This window comes from Mucilaginibacter auburnensis, from assembly GCF_002797815.1.
GTDB lineage: Bacteria > Bacteroidota > Bacteroidia > Sphingobacteriales > Sphingobacteriaceae > Mucilaginibacter > Mucilaginibacter auburnensis.
This window is the reverse complement of record NZ_PGFJ01000001.1, coordinates 2197886-2218477: the sequence shown is the minus strand read 5'-3', so window position 1 is coordinate 2218477 and position 20592 is coordinate 2197886. Positions and strand designations below refer to the sequence as shown.

The 20592-nt window shown below is 39.3% G+C and carries 23 protein-coding genes; 11 read left to right on the top strand and 12 right to left on the bottom strand.

Annotated features, from left to right (window positions below):
* Window position 1: 1 nt before the first annotated feature.
* Window positions 2–1204 (bottom strand): molybdopterin molybdotransferase MoeA, encoded by a 1203-nt coding sequence (locus CLV57_RS09920; RefSeq protein WP_100341138.1) that lies wholly within the window; start codon window positions 1202–1204, stop codon window positions 2–4.
* A gap of 26 nt (window positions 1205–1230) precedes the next feature.
* On the bottom strand, window positions 1231–2220 hold the full coding sequence (moaA, locus tag CLV57_RS09915) for a GTP 3',8-cyclase MoaA (protein WP_100341137.1): 990 nt from the start codon (window positions 2218–2220) through the stop codon (window positions 1231–1233).
* Between the two features lie 137 nt (window positions 2221–2357).
* Here moaA and CLV57_RS09910 point away from each other — a divergent pair, with 137 nt between their 5' ends.
* Window positions 2358–3503: an XdhC family protein gene (locus tag CLV57_RS09910; protein ID WP_100341136.1), complete on the top strand. Its 1146-nt coding sequence runs from the start codon at window positions 2358–2360 to the stop codon at window positions 3501–3503.
* On the top strand, window positions 3500–4081 hold the full coding sequence (locus tag CLV57_RS09905; protein WP_100341135.1) for a nucleotidyltransferase family protein: 582 nt from the start codon (window positions 3500–3502) through the stop codon (window positions 4079–4081). Before CLV57_RS09910 ends, CLV57_RS09905 begins: the two co-directional genes overlap by 4 nt.
* Here the strand turns inward: CLV57_RS09905 and CLV57_RS09900 are convergent.
* The 3 genes from CLV57_RS09900 to CLV57_RS09890 all read right to left on the bottom strand — a co-directional run bounded on the left by CLV57_RS09900 (window position 4078) and on the right by CLV57_RS09890 (window position 7484).
* Window positions 4078–4941, bottom strand: a complete 864-nt coding sequence (locus CLV57_RS09900) for an HAD-IIA family hydrolase (protein ID WP_100341134.1) — start codon at window positions 4939–4941, stop codon at window positions 4078–4080. The two genes, CLV57_RS09905 and CLV57_RS09900, sit on opposite strands and share 4 nt — an antisense overlap.
* An 82-nt stretch (window positions 4942–5023) precedes the next feature.
* A complete protein-coding gene (locus CLV57_RS09895) occupies window positions 5024–6061 on the bottom strand; it encodes a hypothetical protein (RefSeq protein ID WP_100341133.1) in 1038 nt (345 codons plus the stop codon).
* A gap of 64 nt (window positions 6062–6125) precedes the next feature.
* Window positions 6126–7484, bottom strand: a complete 1359-nt coding sequence (locus tag CLV57_RS09890) for a glutamine synthetase family protein (protein ID WP_100341132.1) — start codon at window positions 7482–7484, stop codon at window positions 6126–6128.
* A 91-nt stretch (window positions 7485–7575) separates the two neighbouring features.
* On the opposite strand from CLV57_RS09890, the gene CLV57_RS09885 reads away from it, so the two are divergent.
* On the top strand, window positions 7576–7974 hold the full coding sequence (locus CLV57_RS09885) for a gamma-glutamylcyclotransferase family protein (protein WP_100341131.1): 399 nt from the start codon (window positions 7576–7578) through the stop codon (window positions 7972–7974).
* A 56-nt stretch (window positions 7975–8030) separates the two neighbouring features.
* On the opposite strand, the gene CLV57_RS09880 is transcribed toward CLV57_RS09885, so the two are convergent.
* Entirely contained in the window at window positions 8031–9041 is a 1011-nt protein-coding gene (locus tag CLV57_RS09880) for a glutamine synthetase beta-grasp domain-containing protein (RefSeq protein WP_100341368.1), read from the bottom strand.
* Between the two features lie 395 nt (window positions 9042–9436).
* On the opposite strand from CLV57_RS09880, the gene mdh reads away from it, so the two are divergent.
* The 4 genes from mdh to CLV57_RS09860 all read left to right on the top strand — a co-directional run bounded on the left by mdh (window position 9437) and on the right by CLV57_RS09860 (window position 12786).
* Window positions 9437–10375 carry a malate dehydrogenase gene (gene mdh / locus CLV57_RS09875; protein WP_100341130.1) on the top strand — a complete coding sequence of 313 codons (939 nt, stop codon included), beginning with the start codon at window positions 9437–9439 and terminating at the stop codon, window positions 10373–10375.
* 134 nt (window positions 10376–10509) lie between these two features.
* Window positions 10510–11607 carry a helix-turn-helix domain-containing protein gene (locus CLV57_RS09870; protein WP_100341129.1) on the top strand — a complete coding sequence of 366 codons (1098 nt, stop codon included), beginning with the start codon at window positions 10510–10512 and terminating at the stop codon, window positions 11605–11607.
* Window positions 11608–11728: 121 nt separating this feature from the next.
* Window positions 11729–12199, top strand: a complete 471-nt coding sequence (locus tag CLV57_RS09865) for a hypothetical protein (protein WP_157799120.1) — start codon at window positions 11729–11731, stop codon at window positions 12197–12199.
* A gap of 5 nt (window positions 12200–12204) precedes the next feature.
* The gene (locus tag CLV57_RS09860) at window positions 12205–12786 is read left to right on the top strand and encodes a YceI family protein (RefSeq protein WP_100341127.1); all 582 of its coding nucleotides are present in this window, start codon (window positions 12205–12207) and stop codon (window positions 12784–12786) included.
* 30 nt (window positions 12787–12816) lie between these two features.
* On the opposite strand, the gene CLV57_RS09855 is transcribed toward CLV57_RS09860, so the two are convergent.
* A complete protein-coding gene (locus CLV57_RS09855; protein ID WP_100341126.1) occupies window positions 12817–13932 on the bottom strand; it encodes an acyltransferase family protein in 1116 nt (371 codons plus the stop codon).
* 90 nt (window positions 13933–14022) lie between these two features.
* Between CLV57_RS09855 and CLV57_RS09850 the strand changes: the two genes are divergently transcribed.
* Window positions 14023–14865: a beta-1,6-N-acetylglucosaminyltransferase gene (locus CLV57_RS09850; RefSeq protein WP_100341125.1), complete on the top strand. Its 843-nt coding sequence runs from the start codon at window positions 14023–14025 to the stop codon at window positions 14863–14865.
* A 7-nt stretch (window positions 14866–14872) separates the two neighbouring features.
* On the opposite strand, the gene CLV57_RS09845 is transcribed toward CLV57_RS09850, so the two are convergent.
* From CLV57_RS09845 to CLV57_RS09830, 4 genes are read right to left on the bottom strand one after another with little or no spacing between them, the layout of a single operon-like run.
* Entirely contained in the window at window positions 14873–15415 is a 543-nt protein-coding gene (locus CLV57_RS09845; RefSeq protein ID WP_100341124.1) for an ATP-binding protein, read from the bottom strand.
* Between the two features lie 5 nt (window positions 15416–15420).
* Window positions 15421–15753 carry an STAS domain-containing protein gene (locus CLV57_RS09840; RefSeq protein WP_100341123.1) on the bottom strand — a complete coding sequence of 111 codons (333 nt, stop codon included), beginning with the start codon at window positions 15751–15753 and terminating at the stop codon, window positions 15421–15423.
* A gap of 2 nt (window positions 15754–15755) precedes the next feature.
* The gene (locus CLV57_RS09835; RefSeq protein WP_100341122.1) at window positions 15756–16892 is read right to left on the bottom strand and encodes a response regulator; all 1137 of its coding nucleotides are present in this window, start codon (window positions 16890–16892) and stop codon (window positions 15756–15758) included.
* Complete coding sequence (locus tag CLV57_RS09830) at window positions 16885–17436, bottom strand: hypothetical protein (protein ID WP_100341121.1); 552 nt, start codon at window positions 17434–17436, stop codon at window positions 16885–16887. Before CLV57_RS09830 ends, CLV57_RS09835 begins: the two co-directional genes overlap by 8 nt.
* Window positions 17437–17503: 67 nt before the next feature.
* On the opposite strand from CLV57_RS09830, the gene CLV57_RS09825 reads away from it, so the two are divergent.
* From CLV57_RS09825 to CLV57_RS09815, 3 genes are read left to right on the top strand one after another with little or no spacing between them, the layout of a single operon-like run.
* Window positions 17504–18421 carry a glycosyltransferase family 2 protein gene (locus CLV57_RS09825; RefSeq protein ID WP_100341120.1) on the top strand — a complete coding sequence of 306 codons (918 nt, stop codon included), beginning with the start codon at window positions 17504–17506 and terminating at the stop codon, window positions 18419–18421.
* Entirely contained in the window at window positions 18418–19581 is a 1164-nt protein-coding gene (locus CLV57_RS09820; protein ID WP_100341119.1) for a glycosyltransferase family 2 protein, read from the top strand. Before CLV57_RS09825 ends, CLV57_RS09820 begins: the two co-directional genes overlap by 4 nt.
* A 2-nt stretch (window positions 19582–19583) precedes the next feature.
* Complete coding sequence (locus CLV57_RS09815; protein ID WP_100341118.1) at window positions 19584–20204, top strand: acyltransferase; 621 nt, start codon at window positions 19584–19586, stop codon at window positions 20202–20204.
* Here CLV57_RS09815 and CLV57_RS09810 read toward each other — a convergent pair.
* On the bottom strand, window positions 20201–20563 hold the full coding sequence (locus CLV57_RS09810; protein WP_211290045.1) for a DUF5655 domain-containing protein: 363 nt from the start codon (window positions 20561–20563) through the stop codon (window positions 20201–20203). The two genes, CLV57_RS09815 and CLV57_RS09810, sit on opposite strands and share 4 nt — an antisense overlap.
* Window positions 20564–20592: the final 29 nt, after the last annotated feature.

Sequence of the window (20592 nt, the reverse complement as noted above, 5' to 3'; positions counted from 1 at the left end):
ATTAAAGTATGTTAAACTGCCAAATTTTATAAACTTCACCTTTTTTGAACTCCTTCTTCTCCAAAGGTAATTCCATAAATGCGTCTGTATCTGCTAAATTAGCAAAATCACCTGAACCATTTCCTTCTACGGGCATAGCTAACAAAACACCTTCTGCTGAACTGGTTAACTGAACTTGTAAAAAGTATTTCAATTCAGGCTCAAATTTCAGATCTCTATCTAAAACTGCATATTTTGATGTACGCTCATCAACGCTTAAAGTTTTATTTAACCACGGAACAAAGTACCGCTGCACGCACATAAAGGTAGCCACAGGGTTGCCGGGAAAAGCAAAAACCACCGGGCCTTCCGCCTGCTTGCCAAACCAAAATGGTTTACCGGGCCGCTGCTGCACCTTATGAAATATTTGTTCCACCCGTAATTCATTCAAAACTTCTGGGATATAATCAAATTTACCCATTGATATACCACCACTTAGTAACAACACATCAAAATTATACAGGCATTGTTGCAAAGTTTGCTTGATTACAGTAGGCTCGTCGGGTAGGTGCAACATGGCCGCATCAATACCTAATTGATCTAACACTGCCCTAACCATGTAGTTATTAGAACGTCTGATCTGAAAAGGTGATGGCGTTTTATCTGCTTCAACTAACTCATTTCCTGATGATAAGATAACCACCCTCGGCTTACGTTTAACCCTTACTTCAACTTCACCTACAGATGCCAGCATATTTAAAACGGCCGGCGTTATAAGTCGGCCTGGTGTTAAAACTATGTCGCCTTTTTTTCGGTCTGCACCCTGCAAGTGTAAGTTTTGACCCTTGCGTAACTCGTTCAAAACTACCGTCGCTTTTTCATCCTCTATCGTTATATCCTCATACCGCACAACAGTGTCTAATGATTCGGGTAGAGCGGCTCCGGTCATTATCTCTACACACTCATTTTGCGTATCAATATCTATAGGTGTATCGCCGGCGGCCTGGGTTGCTTTAATAGTAAATGTGCGTTGTCCGTTGGCAAATGCTTCGTATTTTATGGCTATGCCATCCATACTTACCCTGTTAAAGGGCGGCAGATCACGGTCGGATTTTATGGTTTCTGCCAATACACGCCCAAGCGACCCATCAAATGAGATGATCTCATTTCCGTAATCGCCTGCATTGGCCAATATTAGTTTTTCGGCTTGTTCAACCGTTATCATGCTTACTTATTTTTAGGTAGATAATTTTAGCCACCAATTGTAGCCATTGATTCATGTGCGCTTTTATTCTCTGAGCGCAAGCGTTCCGCTTCCCACCCATCCTTGGCGCGTTGGCTGAACGCTTTTAATAAACTATTTTTCAACTCATCATCCCCCACTCCGCTTCGCATCAAATCGCGAATATTCATTACGCCATCGTCATATAAACAATTTCTTAATGTGCCTTGCGGAGTAATTCTGATACGGTTACAGCTTCCGCAAAAGGTACGCGAATAAGCGGCAATAATACCTATGCTGCCTTTGTGACCGGGTATTGTATAATTGTAAGACGTGGAACCTACAGCATCGATCTCCTTTCGCACATCAGGATAGGCTTGTTTTATCTCATCTAAAATGCGTACATGGTTCCAATTGAGTCCTGTATAAACATGACCATCGCCATTGAACGGCATTTCTTCGATAAAGCGTACGCTAACGGGTAAATGCTTAGTCAACTCAACCATCGGAATAATATCCTGCGTGTTTTTGCCTTCCATAACCACAGCATTAATCTTAACATTCATATCGTTGCGCAATAGCTCTTCTAACGTATTCATTACATTTTTAAACTCATCGCGAAGCGTAATGCTAAAAAAACGATTGGGATCAAGGGTGTCTAAACTCAGATTTACATTTCTGATACCCAGCATTTTCATCTCGGCTACGTAAGGTGCGGTAAGCACACCATTGGTTGTCATGCTCAGGTCTTTCAATCCATCAAGCGCAGCCAAACCTGAAAGCAAATGCATAATATCTTTACGAACAAAAGGCTCACCACCGGTAATGCGGATCTTATCTATACCCATATTTACCAGTACAGAGCATGCTCGCATCATTTCCTCATACGTCATCAACTCTGCCCGAGATAACCAGTTCAAACCCTCCTCTGGCATACAATAAAAGCAGCGCAGGTTGCACCTGTCTGTTACCGCGAAGCGCAGATAACTCAATTGCCTACCGTGATTATCTATTAACAATTCGCTTTCTCCTGTCTGTATATATCGTAAAATTAAAAATATCCGCGTGATGCCGTGTTTTTTAATTGTCGTTTTATCACAAAAATGTGGCTCGCTTACATTAGCGGCACATGCAACATTAATTTATATTTGTTTTGATGAAAGAACTGCAGGACATAGTAACCGCATTTGATAAAGCCACAGCACAGGATAAACAAACTGCCCTGGCCACGGTGGTTCATGTTGAAGGGTCATCCTACCGCCATGCAGGCGCACGTATGCTTATTGCCGAAGATGGAGAGCTAACTGGCGCCATAAGTGGCGGTTGCCTGGAAGGCGATGCACTCCGTAAAGCACGGTTAGCTATGGCAGAGCATAAACCAATGCTGGTGACTTATGACACCACAGATGAGGATGATGCAAAATTTGGCGTTGGTTTAGGCTGCAACGGCATCATTCATATTCTGATAGAGCCTGTTTCAAATAAAAATGCTAATAACCCTGTTGCTTTATTCAAGTTATTTTTAACGCGTCGCCGTCCGGTAGTTTTGGCAACCTTATTCTCTTTAAAAGATAAAAAGAAAGAACAGCCGGGTACTTGCTTATTATTATCTGACGATGAGTTGATTGAAAGTGAGTTTCCTGATGAGCTTATCAAAAACGCAGTTTTGAACGATGCCCGGTTTGTACTAAAAAACGGCAACTCTGTTACAAAGGCTTATTTATATGAAGATGAATACACCTGCTTTGTTGAATTGGTGCAACCCGCTGTTTCGCTGGTTATATTTGGTGCGGGCAACGATGCAATACCGCTTACTAATTTTGCAGCAGTTTTAGGTTGGCAGGTAACTGTAGTTGATGGAAGGGCTAACTATGCCGTGGCTAACAGGTTTCCGGCTGCCAAACAGGTTATTACATCCAAACCGGATCAAGCCCTTCAACAATTAACCTTAGATGAAAGAACAGCGGTTGTTTTAATGACTCATAATTTCAACTACGATATGGCAATGCTTAAGCAGTTGCTACCTTTAAAATTAACTTATGTAGGTTGTTTAGGCCCCAAAAAGAGATTAACGCGTATGTTAAACGACTTGCAGGAAGAAGGAACAGCAATTACAAATGACCAACTGCAAACAGTTTACGGCCCTGCAGGACTGGACATAGGCTCGGAAAATGCTGATGAAATTGCACTTTCCATCATAGCGGAAATACAATCGGTATTGAAAAAAAGCAAGCCCATGTACTTGCGAAACAAGCAGTTTATTCACGACCGTGCTGTGCAAATTATTCAGCAAAGCCTATGACCGGCATCATCATTTTAGCTGCTGGCGCGTCAAGCCGCATGGGCAGCGCCAAACAAAATTTGCTTTACAGAGGCCAAACATTACTTCAGGCAGCAATAAGCAAAGCATTACAATGTGATTGCGAAATTGTGTCAGTGGTGCTGGGTGCTAATGCGGCTGAAATTGTTCCAACATTGATTGGTTTGCCGATAAAAACATTTTTTAACGAGCGTTGGAAAGACGGCATGGGTAGCAGTATAGCCTATGGAGTAAAAGAACTGCTAATCATACATCCCAACCTCGACAGTGTTCTTTTTTTGCTAACTGATCAGCCTTTTATAAGCGCAGACCATATTAACAAGCTGATTGAGCATCGCCAACAAGGCCAGATAGTGACCAGCGCATACAATAACACCCTGGGACCGCCTATATTATTTGATAAGGTGTACTTCAGCGAACTTATGGAGATAAAAGGCAGTGAAGGTGCTAAAAAATTGATAAATAAATATCTAAATAAGGTTTTGCCCTACCCTTTTGAAGCAGGCGCTTTTGATGTTGACACGCCGGAAGATTATGAACGCTTGGCCGGTAAATACTAAAACATGTCTCGCTCAATAACAGCCGACTGACATATATAAGTTGGTACTATACCAGTAGAGTTGATCCTAACTTCTGCATCCTGAGGGCGGGTATTACCTGATAAAACCAACACCGTATCCAAACCATATTTGTTCCCGCCCAAAATGTCGGTTTGTAAGGTATCCCCCACCATTACAATGTCTTTTTTACTTATCGGGCGGTAGTCGCGGATCAAGTCGTAAGCAAACATAAACATTTGTGAATCAGGCTTACCAAAACGTATAAACGCCTTACCTACAATATCTTCCATCATTTTAGCTAAACCGCCTACAGCCACGGCTACGTTTTGTACCGATACCGGGTAAGCATAATCGGTATTCGCTACAATAGCAGGGATTGGCCTTCTGCGCAGCAGGTTAACGGCAGTGTTCAGATCATTACGCCAGTCAAAACCTTCATCATCCAAAAAAATAAGCGCGGTTACCTCGTCAAAATTATCGTCGTTTATTTCACTTACAGGTATAACGCGCAGACCAGAGCTTTCAATGTAGTGAGCGGAATTTTCTGTACCGAGATAGGCTACAATACCATCTTGAACCTTTAGATCAAGATATTCTTTGGTTAACATTCCCGAAGAGATGATCCTGTCGGCGCTAATTACGTCTAAACCTAATAAATGATAAGATGCCGCTAACTGTTCCGGACTACGGGAGGCGTCGTTGGTAACAATGTAATATTCTTTACTGGTCTCGGCCAGGTATTCAAATGTCCGTTCAATTCCTTTAACTAAACCTTTGTAGTTTTTCAAGACGCCAAACGCATCAAAAAAAATTATATCATACTTATCTACAATGGTTTTGAAGTTATCAATACGCTGCATTATACTTTAAAAGATTGTTTGAACTTGGTTATAAATCCAAATATATCAATTTAAAGCAATTGAGGGCGTTTTTGACTTGGAATTAAGCCAGGTTAAGCGCCTGTACCAATTTTTCAGCGTCGAAATCACGATCTACTGAAGGTAGATATATTTCGAATGCTTCAGCCTGGAGTTTTTTTGCGTATTGCTCGGCAAAAAAGTATTTGCCGTCTTTCATCACATAATTAAGGATAAAAAAGCGGTAAGCCTCTTTTAAAAACCTAACCTCATTAGCAGTTAGTGGGTTCACTTTATGATACTCCTGCAGAAAAAGTATAAAACGATCCTCGGTTAAAGTATTAATGCCATAGCTAAAAACTGTTCTATCTCCAACATCAGACACTACCCTGCTAAGGAAATAAAAGTCAAGCACACGGTAACTCATTCTAAACCAATCATAATCCCAACGCGAATACAGATTTTGATTACTATCCACAGAGAAATTGCCAATATTCCAGTCAATAAACACAGGAATAATGTCAAAAGAACTCATCGTATACTTTGACCTGTTTTTAAGGAATGTTTCACAGTGATATTTCAGAAAATCAGCTTTCATAGCTGAACCAAACTGCTTCTCGTTAACTTCCAACTGGTGCATTAACGAATAAATATCAGTGCGAAGTGTTTTAGAAGATTTTGGTAATACGTTTTTAATATGCTTGCAAGCCTTATGGAATTTTCCAACCTGCTGGCCCAATTTCAATATATGCTCTTCTTCTAAACGGCGTGGCAATCGCTCTAATATTCGGGTTGGATTATAAAAAACTACCCATGCTTCTTTTTTACCCTGTTTATAATGATAGATATAGACCCTGTTGTTTTTTACCAGCGATTTCGCCAACACATTTTCAAAAGGGTACAGCAAGTTGTTACCGAGGCTGTGGATAATGCGGTGGTCTTCTTTAAAATACTCAAACTTGCCAAAGTTGGAAAATTTCGCAATTATGATATCATCATCTTCAAATGTTATCCTGAAAACGCGGTTGGTTGATACCATTGCGCTAATGTCTTCTATACGCTTAATAGTTTTAGAAGCATCATACCCTTCCCAGGCTTTCTTAATTATTAATGAATGATCCATCGACGTTTTGCTCACAAGGGCGGCAAATATATAACAAGCGCAGGAATTATATGATAAATATCATTTAAATTATCTCAAAATACCTTTTTAACTCCCAATTAGTTACGGCCTTATTAAATTGTTTCCATTCCCAAATACGGGTTTGGGTAAAGTGCTCAACAAATGCTTCGCCGAACAATTCTTTAGCAATTGCTGACTCTTTCATAAACGATGCGGCATCAAAAAGATTATTCGGCAACTTTAAATTCTGCGGGTTTGCATAGCCACTGCCAATGGTTTGCGGTGTATCAAGCGTGAGCTTATTTTTGATGCCATACAACCCGGAAGCCAACGCTGCCGCCATTACTAAATATGGATTAGTATCTGCTCCGGGAATTCGGGTTTCTAAACGGGTATAGTTTTCTGAGGTATTGATAACTCTTAGTGCTGTAGTTCTGTTTTCTACAGCCCAGGTAACAGTGGTAGGTGCCCACGCGCCTTCAATCAGTCGCTTGTAGCTGTTAACAGTTGGAGCATACATAGCTGTAATATGTGGCAGGCAATATAATTGACCAGCAAGGTATTGCTTATGCAACTCGCTCATTTTATTTACGTCACTATTATCATAAAACAGATTTTGAGTTTGATCCGAGTTCCACAAGCTTTGGTGAACATGACCGCCGCAACCTGGCAGTGTTTCATCCCACTTAGCCATAAACGATGCCATTATACCATGTTTATAGGCAATTTCTTTAACAGCAGTTTTTAGTAATACAGCCCTATCAGCAGCCTCCATAACATGACTGTGTAAAATGGCAGCCTCATAAACACCGGGACCGGTCTCAGTATGCAAGCCTTCCACAGGGATGTTAAACTGCATAAGTAAATCAAACAGGTCGTGGTAAAACTCATTGTTTTCGCTGGTGCGTAACACGGAGTAACCGAACATGCCGGGCGTTAGCGGTTGCGGGTCAACAAACTTTTTATCGCTGATGGTTTGTGGTGTTTCTAAAAAATTAAACCACTCAAACTCCTGCGCAAACTCCGGGTGGTAACCCATCGACTCACACTGAGCAGTTATCTTCTTTAAAAGCGAGCGAGGACAAGCCGGAAAAACATCACCTTTGATTCCCGTAAAATCGGCCAAAAAGAAAGGAATATTATCCTGCCACGGTACAGTTCTAAAAGTTGACAGGTCTATATAACATAGTTTATCCGGATAGCCGGTGTGCCAGCCGGTTAGTTCAACCTTATCATAAACAACATCGCCGCTATCCCATCCAAAAACAACATCACAAAAACCGTAACCGGTTTTTAAGCCATCCAAAAATTTCTTTGCGTGAATGAGCTTCCCCCGCAATACGCCGTCAATATCAGCGAAAGCAAATTTTATCTTCTGGATATTATTTTCCTTTAAATAGGCGGAGATTTGTTGTTGGTTCATGTATGTAGATAAACTTTACCAAGATAGCTATAAAAGCAAATATTTTAAACTTTGCCACCTATAAAACCTAAAACTTTATATTAGTTTTTAAATGACAGATCTGCTTTTTATATACGGCTCATTAATGGATAGTCAAAATGAATTCGGACTTTATCTACAGCGTAATGCTGTACTTATTGATGAAGGTTTTGCTATAGGTAAGCTCTACGATATTGGCGAATATCCAGGTGCAATTTTAGATAATGAAGGTTATCAATTGAAAGGTAAAATCTATCAGCTCAATAATATTGAAACAAACCTCCGGGTTTTAGATGATTATGAAGGATATGGCGATGATCAACTGCAACCAAACCTATTCATCAGACGACTTTTTGAAATTGAAACGCAAAGCGGGCATTTAAAGTGCTGGATTTATCTCTACAACTTACCTGTTGATGGACTTATAGAAATAACCTCTGGCAATTATTTTGCTTACAGACAACACAAATAAAAAAATCCCTTCGCGACCTGAGCCGGAAGGGATTAATTATATAAGCTTTAGAGTGATTATATCTTAGCTGATTTTACAGTTTTGATAATAACTGCTGCAACTTTGTATGGATCTGCAGCTGAGTTTGGACGACGATCTTCCAGATAGCCGCTCCAGTTGTGATCAACTGCATAAAGAGGGATACGGATCGAAGCGCCACGATCAGATACACCATAGCTAAAGTCGTGGATTGAAGCTGTTTCGTGTTTACCGGTTAAGCGTTGATCATTATCAGCACCATAAACAGCAATACAATCAGCAACTGCAGGGCGGAAAGCCTCGCAAACTGCTTTAAATTTCTCTTCGCTATTTGCTGTACGTAATAAAGTGTTTGAGAAGTTCGCGTGCATACCAGAACCATTCCAGTCTAATTGACCAAGTGGTTTGCAATGCCAGTTAATTGATACTCCGTATTTCTCGCCTATTCTTTCTAACAAGTAACGTGCAACCCAGATCTGGTCACCTGCTTCTTTAGCGCCTTTAGCAAAAATTTGGAATTCCCACTGACCTGCAGCAACTTCCGCATTAATACCTTCAACGTTTAAGCCTGCCTCTAAACATACGTCTAAATGCTCTTCAACAATTTCACGACCGTAAGCATTGTTAGCGCCAACTGAACAATAGTAAGGGCCTTGTGGCGCCGGGTAACCGTTTGCAGGGAAACCAAGCGGCTTGTTGGTTGAAGGATCCCAAAGGAAATACTCCTGCTCAAAACCAAACCAGAAATCATTATCATCATCTTCAATATGAGCACGACCGTTTGACTCATGAGGCTGACCTTTTGAATCTAATACCTCACACATTACTAAGTACGCATCTTTTCTTCCCGGATCAGGACAAGTAAACACAGGCTTCAGGATACAATCTGAAGAACCACCTGGTGCCTGCTCAGTTGATGAACCATCGAAGCTCCAGTTATCCAGATCTTCAACTTTTCCACTGAAACTTTTAACAATTTTAGTTTTACTACGCAGGCTTTGAGTTGGTTTGTAGCCATCAAGCCAAATGTACTCGAGTTTAGTTGCCATTTTTAATTTATTTTTGAAAGTTTGATTCAATTAGGGGATTTTACGCTCGTAAATCTCTTTATGAAGACAAATCTAAAATAATAATTCTGTTTTTTGCAAATATTATCACAAAAACCATAAAAAAATTTAAAATCACATAAAATTATTACAGTTTTATATTAAAAATCCTATTCTTCGTATACTTAAAGTAATTACGCAAGCGTTCATTGGTATTTAAAGAATAAAATTGCATGTATTAAGTTATATGTTAAATAATTATTAGCAATACTAAACCCTCTAAACCGTTGTAGTATTATCTTTTTAATAATTAGCGTCTTTACAGCATTTTTTGCATAAATTTTTTAGTAAAATTGCGCACAAGTTTTAATCATCTATTAAATAAACCAAATAATATCATGAAAATAACCGTTGTGGGTGCCGGTGCAGTAGGCGCTACTTGCGCAGATAACATTGCAAGGAAAGAACTGGCTGAAGAACTTATTTTGTTAGATATCAAAGAAGGCTTTGCAGAGGGTAAAGCAATTGATATGATGCAAACTGCAGCTCTTTTGGAGTTTGATACAAAAATTAAAGGTGTTACCAATGATTATGCCGCTACTGCAGATTCAGAAGTAGTTGTAATTACCTCTGGGCTGCCGCGTAAGCCAGGTATGACCCGCGAAGAATTAATTGGTACAAACGCCGGTATTGTTAAAAGCGTTACCGAGAACATTCTGAAATATTCTCCGAACACCATTATCATAGTAGTATCAAATCCTATGGATACTATGAACTACCTTACACTAAAAACATCGGGCTTGCCTAAAAACCGTATTATAGGTATGGGTGGTGCTTTAGACTCTGCAAGGTTTAAATACTACCTGAGCCAGGAACTGGGCTGCTCTCCTGCCGACCTTAACGCTGTTGTTATTGGCGGTCATGGTGATACTACCATGATACCTTTGATCAACCACGCCTACTGGAACAGTGTACCTGTTACTAAATTCTTAAGTAAAGAGCAACAGGAAAAAGTTGTAGCTGCTACCATGGTTGGCGGTGCTACTTTAACTAAATTGATCGGCACTTCTGCATGGTATGCGCCAGGTGCGGGTACAGCTTTTATGGTTGAATCGATTGTTCGTGACCAAAAGAAACTCATCTCTTGTGGTGTTGCTTTGGATGGTGAGTATGGCCAGTCTGACATTTCATTAGTTGTTCCTGTTGTTTTAGGTAAAAACGGATGGGAGAAAATTGTTGATTACAGTTTGACTGCTGATGAGCAAGCCGCCTTCAACAAAAGCGCTGATGCCGTTCGTGCAATGAACCAGGTATTAGTTGATAGTAACCTGATCTAACAATAAACAAGAAAACACAAAACGGCCCCCGAAGTACATTCGGGGGCCGTTTTGTGTTTAAAGATCCTCACTTCTACCCTACTGATTTTTAAATCGTACCTGCACATTGTATATTGGCTAAAATTTAGCAATTAATGAAAATAACCATTGGATTGTCAGTCATCCTTTACTTAGCTGCAATAAGTTTAGGGTTGTTTTTTTCATTACTCCTATTCTTTTCTCATAAAAACAAAACTGCAAACCGCATATTAGGTGCGCTTACCTTAGCCATAACCGGGTGGATTATTGATGCGTTTTTCAGAGCATCTGACATTTATGGCCAACGGCCTGATCTCTATTTTCTCCCAATTTATTACTCCTTTAGCTTCGGCCCACTTATTTACTTTTATGTTCAGGCTATCACCAACAAAAAATTCAGCTTAACCAAAAAAAATCTACTTCACTTTATTCCGGTATTTATACAAGCGTTATTTTATTGGGTAGTAACCTTTAAAAGCTACAACGGAAAATATATAGTATGGGAGAATATTCATAGGCCTTACACCTATCGCGTTGAATATGATGGCACCTGGCTTTCATTAGTTATTTACCTTTCACTTTCAATTCTTTACCTTAAAAAATATCGTTTATGGCTGAATGATAATTATTCAAACCTTTCAAAAAAAATGCTTAACTGGTTAAAAACTGCTTTGCTCATTTTGGTAACGGTTTGTGTAACATGGTTTTTTGAGGCCTATCTGCGCGACTTTGAAAACACCTATTACAGGTATGATTTTTCAACTAATTTGCTGTGTCTGGTAATTTATTGTATAGGCATAGTTGGCATGCAGCAGTCATCTACTAATATAACTTTTGAACCCTCGCCTTCAAAAGTTGAAGTCACTTCTGCGCTGTTGATAGATCAAGCAATAATGGAAAAGATCAATTTCGTAATGGTAAATGATAAATTATATCTCAACGCGGACCTTACACTTGCCGACCTTGCACTATATTTAAAATTACCAACCAAAACGGTATCAACTACCATCAATATAGCGTTTGGAAAATCATTTAACAGCTACGTAAATAGTTTCCGGATTGAAGAAGTTAAGCAAAGATTTAAAACGGCCGATCTGGAAAAATTTACGCTGCTTGCTATAGCTTACGAATCGGGCTTTAACTCAAAGGCTACCTTTAACCGTACTTTTAAAGAGCAAACGGGTAAATCTCCTTCCGATTTTATCGGTAATTAAGTCTCAAATTAATTGGGACGTCTCAAATTGCTTCTTGAGGCGATGAGCTTTTCTTTTTACGTCACATTTGGCTAAACAAATCAATAGTCAGATGAACAGAACATTTTTATTTTTTGCGTTTATGACCTGCTGTACTCTCACAAACGCTCAAAGTGTGTGGAGTAACAAAAGCCGTGTATTGCCAGATAAGCTTCAGGAACTGCCGGTAGGCGTATTATTGTGGCACAACCCCAACCCATGCTATCCTGAGTTAATTGACAGCACGTATTACTGGAAGCATAGCACCTCGGCAATGTCAGTTGCCAAAAATTTAAAAGTAATTGAATGTGGCAGCTTTATATGGTATAATGAAAAAGGCTGGCAATCTAACGTGAGACTCTCGACAGATGAATTTGCAAAGGCATTTAATTGTAAAGGTGGCAGGCTTAAACCAAACAAAACCTTCACCTACGAGAAGAATTGGCGTTACGGAAAGCAAGCATATGGCGGCGATGCGCTTTGGTACATTATTGCTGAAGACAGCAACGGCACTCGATACAAGGGATATGCCTTAATAGAAACTGAAGGAAAAATTTTAAACGCTAACAATTAATCGCCATGAAAAAAATCACTTACACGTTGCTTTTGTTCTTTATAACATTAAGTTCTGTATTGGCTCAAAAGAAATTACCGGTAGATTTAAAAAAGAGCATAATTAATTGGATAGGCCATGCAGAAATTGGAAGCTACGCGCCTGCGGGTACACTAAAATTAAAAACAGGCTTTGTAACACTTAGGGGCAACAAAATAACAAGTGCTAATATAACAGTTGATATGGGTAGCCTTAAGCAAGACAATGAAGACATGATGACACACCTAAAGGATAAAGAGTTTTTTGATGTAAAAACATATCCGCAAAGCAGAGTGATTATCAAATCAATAATTCATGGCCAGGCGCTGGGCACATTGACCATTAAAAACAAAACAGGCACGGTAAGCTTTCCGGTTAGTATCTCTAAAGAAAATAATGATTATGTTGTAACGGGAACCGCAATTATTGACCGTACCAAGTATGGCATTGTTTATAATTCAAACAGCTTCTTTGCGGGTTTAGGAGACAAAGCTATACGAAACACTTTTGATATTGCTTTTACTTTATTTGTTTCAGCCAAAAGTATTGAGACTAATCAACGGGAATAAGACGTGAATAGGGTTTGGTAATTTAATAAACTACCAAACCCACCAACCTTTTTTGCCAGGCTCTTTTTTCCCAGACACATTAAATCGCATTTCAATGTGCTTGAAGGTCCAGGCGGATGCTACCCAAATAATAGCATAATTTACAATAAACATATAAGCATATGCCGATGGCGGCAACTTTAGCACACGAAAAAACACCACGTTGAACAAACTCAAAATAAGTGTATGGATCATGTATATTGAGTAGGAATACCGGCCTGTTGTATGTAAGAACTTTGATTTTTTTAGCTGAGTTGATAACCATCCTTTCTCAAAAGCAAATACCAATATGGTAACGAAGAAGGCAGCCAGATATACAAAACCGTAGGTCTTGAAAGTTTCGCCGTAGCAAACAAGCGTGATGGTTGTTGCCAGCATTAAAATCTCTAAAAAGCTGAATAAGCCGTTACCTTTATTACGGATTTCAGTTTTATTGACATTGAATGTGGTAAAGCACAGAACCCCTGTAAAGAAGCCGGTTATGCCTCGTAAAAAGCCATAATTAAATGTGTATAGCAAACCAAAGGTACCGGTAAAGAAATGCATAACAGTTGCGCTTGCAATTGCTACGCCCGCAAATATCCAAACTCTGTATTGCCCCAGCCTTCCTCTGCCAATCTGCAAAATGGTAATTCCAAAAACAAGATAAGCTATCATTTCAGCGCTTATAGACCAACTTGCAATATTCCAGCTTACATCATTTACGCCGGGCAGTTTAACTGAGTTCAATAAAAACAGGTTACTTAGAAAAGTAGTAACGTTATTGGCCGGGTTATTTAAATTATTAACCTGTACGTAAGGTGCTGCAAAATGTTTGAGCACCTCAATAGCAACAAATGCCATCAATACGATAAAGTGTAAGGGGTATAACCTAAAAAAACGCTTTTTATAAAACCTGTTCAGCTCTTCTCCCGTTGAAACAGATTGATAACTATACGCTATTACAAAACCGCTTAGTACAAAGAAAAAGTCAACAAAAAGATCGCAGTTTAAAATAAACCGGTTATTAATAACAGGCGTATCGGAAAAAGTACTCATATGGAAAAACACCACAAGGCTGGAAAAAATGCCCCTGAAAATATCGAGTACTTCAAATCTTTCTTTCATTTAAATGCTATAAGTGTATATTGCCTTATACGAATATACCACGGCTATGTTAGCTAAAACAACAAAACACAAAATTTAAATTAGCAGCTAATGAAATTGGCGCATTTGATACTTGCCCATAGTCAGCCTGAGCAGTTGGAACGTTTGCTTGGTAAGCTTCAGCATAACGATGCTGATATTTACATTCACCTGGATAAAAAAACAGATATAACTGCATTTCAGCATCTTGCTAAAATCAGGAATGTATATTTTATAAAGAACCGTGTAAAAGTTTATTGGGGTAGCTACAACATTGTGAAAGCCACGCTCAATAGTTTTTATGAGATCATATCACTTAAAAAAAACTACGACTACCTTAATTTATTGAGTGGTCAGGATTACCCTTTAAAGCCACAACAAGAATTACATGACCTTTTAGCCGCTCACCCTGGGCAAGCGTTCATGAATTATTTGTTATTTGATACGGAATGGCTGGAGGCTATGCCGCGTGTACAATCCTATCATTTTAATAATTTCAGATTGCCCGGCAGGTATATTTTACAGGAGATGGTGAACAGACTTTTCGGGCCGCGTAAAATGCCTGATAACATGATACCTGTTGGCCGGTCGCAATGGTTTACCGTATCGTGGGAATGCATAATTTTTATCTGCGATCACTGGCGCAATACGCCGAAACTTCGAAATTTTATTAAGCTAACGTGGGGACCCGACGAGTTTATTTTTCAAACTATACTCTACAACTCGCGCTACCGTGATGTGATGAAAAATAACGATCTAAGGTATATTGACTGGTCTGGTGGGGGTGTAAGCCCAAAAACACTTTCCATTGATGACGCGGAGGCGCTTAAAACATCGGGGCAGTACTTCGCCCGAAAATTTGATATTAACAAGGACAAAGCTATACTTGATATGATAGATAGCGAAATGCTTTAAATAAAATCTACGCACTTAATTTCATACGTACATTAAACCTATTCAAGCCTGAAGCGGCATCATAATGATACGTGAAAGATTCTGCCGATCGGGATATAATCACCATACCGAAGTGCTCTCCTACACCGTTAATGTCGATTTTATTCCTGTTCCGTTTAGCTTCGCATACAAAACGGACTACATTGTTACTTTCAAGGTAGGCGTACAAACTGTGCAATTCGTCATAGGATAGCAGTATTTTATAACCCGGTTGTTGTTTAAAAATATTTGCAAAGCCATTGGGGTTAAACTGGGCGCCAAAGTCGGTTTTCTCAATTGTAAGGTAATTGTTATCCAAATAAATACGAATAAAGCTATCAGCATTCTTCACATGCTTTAAGGCGTTAGTAATTAATTCGGTAATTACTATTTCAACTTTATAATTAAGGTCTTCGCTGGCGGCATGTTCCGGTAAAAAATCATTGATAAATCCGCGAATCTCCTTTAACGAATTTACCATACCCTGCTGTGTATTTGGTAGAACAAATTGGCTGAATACTTTACCTGGCATAACTGTTAGGCAAGCGCTTCGTTAAAATTTTCGTATATTTTAAAAACCTTATCAAGCCGTATCAGGGCAAATAAATTATGTATATCCTTGCGTAAGCCAACCAAAACAATATCAGATTTAAATGATATTACATATTTAAGCACTGATACCAGGGCACCTAAAAATGAGCTGTCGATATACTGAACATGCGCAAAATTCAATATTAGTTTTTTTCTTTGGTGCGTATCAAACAAACGGGTGAGTTCAGCCTTAAACTCGTCGGCATGCCCCATATTGGCATCCTGTATATCAAGGTTTAACAGCAAATTGGCGTCGTCTTCCTTATAAATGTTAATCATGGCTAAAGTTTATAAATGCATATTACGCTTTGATCGTCAATTTGGTTAGCCCCAAACGCATCAAAATGTGATTTTACATCAGTAAAAGGTTCGTGAGTATTGAGTTTTTCGAGCAAAGTAGAGGCAAATTTATTGTAATCACTTTTTTTACCACCAGCGTCGGCAAAATCAATCATCCCATCAGTAAATATAAACAACTCATCGTTGGTTTGCATCAAAATCTCCTGCTGGTTGTAAACTCCATCCGGAAACAAACCCAATAGCAATCCTGATGAACTAATGGTGGCAAATTTTCTTTCCGCATGTATATAATGTAAGAGCGGCAAGTCTCCTGCGCCGGAGTAAGCAATTGCTCCGGTTTGGCTATCTATCAATAAAAGTGACAAGCTGGACAAAATGTCTGTTAAAACATCATCAAAGCAAATAACCTTATTAACCTGCTGCAATATTGTAGCTGTAGAATATTCGCCGTTGGAAGCCGCAAAGCGCACAGCCGACCGTATATAGCTCAAAAAACCAAAGGTAAAGAACCAGGCCATCCACTTTTTCCCCATCACGTCCCCTAAAACGGTAAATGTATAACGTTCGTCTACCCGTATAAAGTCAATAAAATCACCTCCGGGTATATCATCGAATGTTTTATGCCAAAAATCAATTTTAAAGCCTTTGGTGTTTGGTACATTAGCCGGAATGGATTTTATATTGAGTGAAGTTGCAGCTTTTCTAACTTCCTGCTCAGAAAGCTCCCGCTGTTTATCAACCGCGTAAAGTATATTATTAACTTTTGATACTATTACATTAACAGGGGTATTTTTAAGCACATAGTCAATGGCTTGCAGATCAAATCCCTGTATCATCAGGTCGCTGTCTGAAAAATAAGTGAGGAACAAAAATGGTATGTTCTTAAAAACCTCATCCTTCATCAAATGCTTACGGAACTCAAGGCCATTCATCTGGCCCATATTGTAATCAGACAAGATAATGTCCGGCGGATTCTTTTTATCCAGCAAAACTAAAGCACCTTCTGCAGAGGTGGCGGTTTGGCATTCAAAACCTGATTTTGTAAATACCTGAACCATTAGCTTCAAAAACAAGCTATCATCGTCAACCAGCAATATCTTATGTGGTTGCTTATTCATTTGTGTTAGATGATAAAGGTTCGTTATATAACGTGCGCACCAGTAAATAAATACCTATTAATATAATGATGCACGAAATTACATCCATTAATGTTATGCCATCATTCGGAGTAAAATAATAAATGGTAAACAATTCAAAATAAGGTGGTGCCGGAATAACGATCATGGCAAGGCCAAGCGTTATCATTGTCAGCGCAATAGCTATAAGCACCAAATTTTTAATCCGTTTTGCTTTTATGTATTTGCCTGCTACGCGACTGTCTACCTTGTTTGACAGCAACAAAGTTGAGAACTCGTTTAACAGTTCTTCGCGCGATGCGTCTTCCCGCTCGTCAATAATTTTAAAAGCATCAATAGCTTCTATTCCGGCAGAACAATTTTGAAGTGTGCTGCTAAACTTATCCTGAAAATACTTCATTTTCTCTTCGTCCAATTGATGGCCGTTGAGCAAAGCGGCAACCTCGTTGAGCTTTTGCTCAACGGCCAGTTCAACATCTGTACCGGTGGTAACTTCCTCTTTGATATTATTTGCTTTAATTCTCAATTTTAATTAATAATTTCAACAAAACATAGCGCAGCGGTTTGCCGTATACAGCTATAATTTCTGCAAAATGAATTTAGTTTCCATCATTACGGTAAATTTCAATCAAAGTTACGTTACTGAACAATTGTTAAGTTCTATAAGTTCAACAAACACCTACCCTGCTATAGAAATTATTGTGGTTGATAACGGAAGCACCGTAAATAGCGTGCCTGCGTGGACAAACAAATACCCTGATATTACCTTTATCCGTTCTGATAAAAACCTGGGTTTTGCCGGCGGCAATAATATAGGCATAGCTGCAGCTAAAGGAGATTATTATTTCCTGGTAAATAATGATACTGAATTTACGCCAGGCCTTGTTGAAACATTGGTTAAAACCCTGGAAGCAAATAGCCGCGTAGGAATGGTATCACCTAAAATACGCTATTTTGACCAGCCCGACATGCTGCAGTATATGGGTTTTACCGATATGAATTATTATACTTCCCGTAACAGCAGCATTGGCCAGTTTGAAATTGACAAAGGTCAGCACGACCATCTAACAGGACGTACCGGCTACGCACACGGCGCAGCAATGATGGTAAAAAAGGAGTGTGTTGATAGAGCCGGACTAATGGCCGAAAACTTCTTTTTGTATTACGAGGAACTGGATTGGTGCGACCGGATAAAACGCGCAGGCTATGAAATATGGCTGCAAACCGCAGCGCTTATTTATCATAAAGAGTCGGTTTCTGTAGGAAGGGTAAGTGTATTGAAAGAATATTTTATGAACAGGAATCGAATTTTGTTCATTCGCAGGAATGCGCCATTTTTGGCACGTTTGTTCTTCTATGTTTATTTCATGGTATTTGTTGTGCCGCGCAATGTGTTAAAATACATCAAAATTGGTCACAAAGATTTTATCGGCTGGTTATTTAAAGCCATTTGGTGGAACGTTACGCAAGGGAAGGACAGTAAAAAATTAGGTTACCCTATTGCTATATGATCGCTTTATTCTGGATTAGTTTATTTATTATTTTTTATGCTTTTATTGGCTACGGCATATTGCTGTATTTTATAATTAAAGTAAAGCGCGCTGTAAAGGGTAAACCCGTTTTACCAACAGCAAATAACCTGCCCACCTGTACATTAATTGTTGCGGCCTACAATGAGGAGCGCTTTATTGAAGAAAAGATAAAAAACAGCCTCGAGCTAAATTACCCCCAGGGTTTGCTCAAACTGATTTTTATAACCGATGGTTCCAGTGATGGCACAGCCGATATTGTTGCTAAATATCCGCAGATCATTCACATGCACTCGCCAGAGCGTAAAGGTAAAATGGCGGCAGTACACCGCGCTATTGACACCGTTGATACAGCTGTGATGGTGTTTACCGACGCCAATACTTTTTTGAATGCAGATGCCATCGTTAATATTTGCCGCCATTATTCAGACCCTAAAGTTGGTGCTGTGGCCGGCGAAAAACGTGTACTGATCACAGAAGCATCCGATGCCACCGCCGGTGAAGGCTTCTACTGGAAATATGAGTCGAAACTGAAGGTTTGGGACTCTGAATTATATTCAGTTGTTGGAGCTGCCGGTGAATTATTCAGCGTGCGCACCGACCTTTACGAGCACGTACCTGCAACTTCTATTATTGATGATTTTATGATCTCCATGCTGATAGCCAGGAAAGGCTATCGCATAATATACGAGCCAGATGCTTATGCTATGGAAACAGCATCAGAAGATGTAAAGGAAGAATTAAAACGCAAGGTGCGTATTGCCGCGGGAGGGTTACAATCAATTATTTGGTTAAAGAGTTTGTTACTTCCTTTTAAAACGCCAACTCTATCATTTCAATATATCAGTCACCGGGTTTTGCGGTGGACTGTTGTGCCTTTTTTAATGATACTATTGTTAGTGCTGAACATTATTTTGGTACACAACGATGAAGGCGCTATTTACCAACTGTTTTTAGCCGGTCAAGTTATGTTTTATGGTATGTCAATTTTTGGCTGGATGCTTGAGGCTAAGCAAATAAAGGTAAAAATATTTTTTATCCCCTATTATTTCTGCATGATGAATTACGCTGTTATAAGGGGAATCTTTCGCTATCTTTCTGGCAATCAAAGCGCCGTTTGGGATAAGGCAAAACGTAAATAAAAATGTCGCTTAAAGAGAAAATAACCGCTAATCCACGTGTCAAAAGTTTTGTTCATTGGATGCTTATAGCGCCTGGCGAGGCCCGGCCGCGGCTTTGGGTGAAATGGTTTGTTAATCCATTTATTCATCACAAAGGTAAAGGTGCTAAAGTGCGCAGGCGTACGCGTATGGATGTTTTGCCTTTTAATAATTTTAGTTTAGGCAACAACTCAACCATCGAAGATTTTTCTACCATTAACAACGGCGTTGGCGATGTATCTATAGGTAATGGCAGCCTCATTGGCATGGGTAATGTTATTATTGGTCCGGTTAACATAGGCAACAATGTAATTTTTGCCCAAAATATAGTAGCCAGCGGGCTGAATCACGAATACCGCGATGTTAACGTACCAATAAAAGATCAAAAAACGGTTACCGCTACTATTACTGTTGAAGATGATTGCTGGATAGCAGCCAACGCTGTATTAACGGCAGGTGTAACCATTGGTAAACATAGTGTGGTTGCAGGCGGAGCGGTTGTAACCAAAAGCATTCCTCCCTATTCGGTAGCAGCAGGTAATCCTGCAAAGGTTATTAAACGCTATGATGAAACCGCGGGAGATTGGGTGTCTGTTAAAAATTAAAGCTGATACGCTAATTTCATAAAGCTTAATACTTCTTCATTAATGTCTTCAGGTTGGAGTACTCTCAAATGATGATTAAACTGGTTGGTGCCCGGCACTTGAGCAACTTTCTGAAAACAGAAGTTATCATAATGCGGTTCGCGCAGCGGAAAAACCACGTGAATAAAATTTTTGCCCAATTGTGTAATCCATGCAATACGTTTATGCGAGTTAGATATGCCTATCATAGTTTTGGTAGCTTCCAGCCTGATCTCTCCTATCTCTTCAAAGTTTTTTATTAACTGCTCAAAAAGCATAAGGGTGTGCGTTGATTTTCCTGTAAGAAATTTTGAAACATCATTGTCAATAGGTGAAAGCATATACTAATATCGTCATGGAAATGTATTAA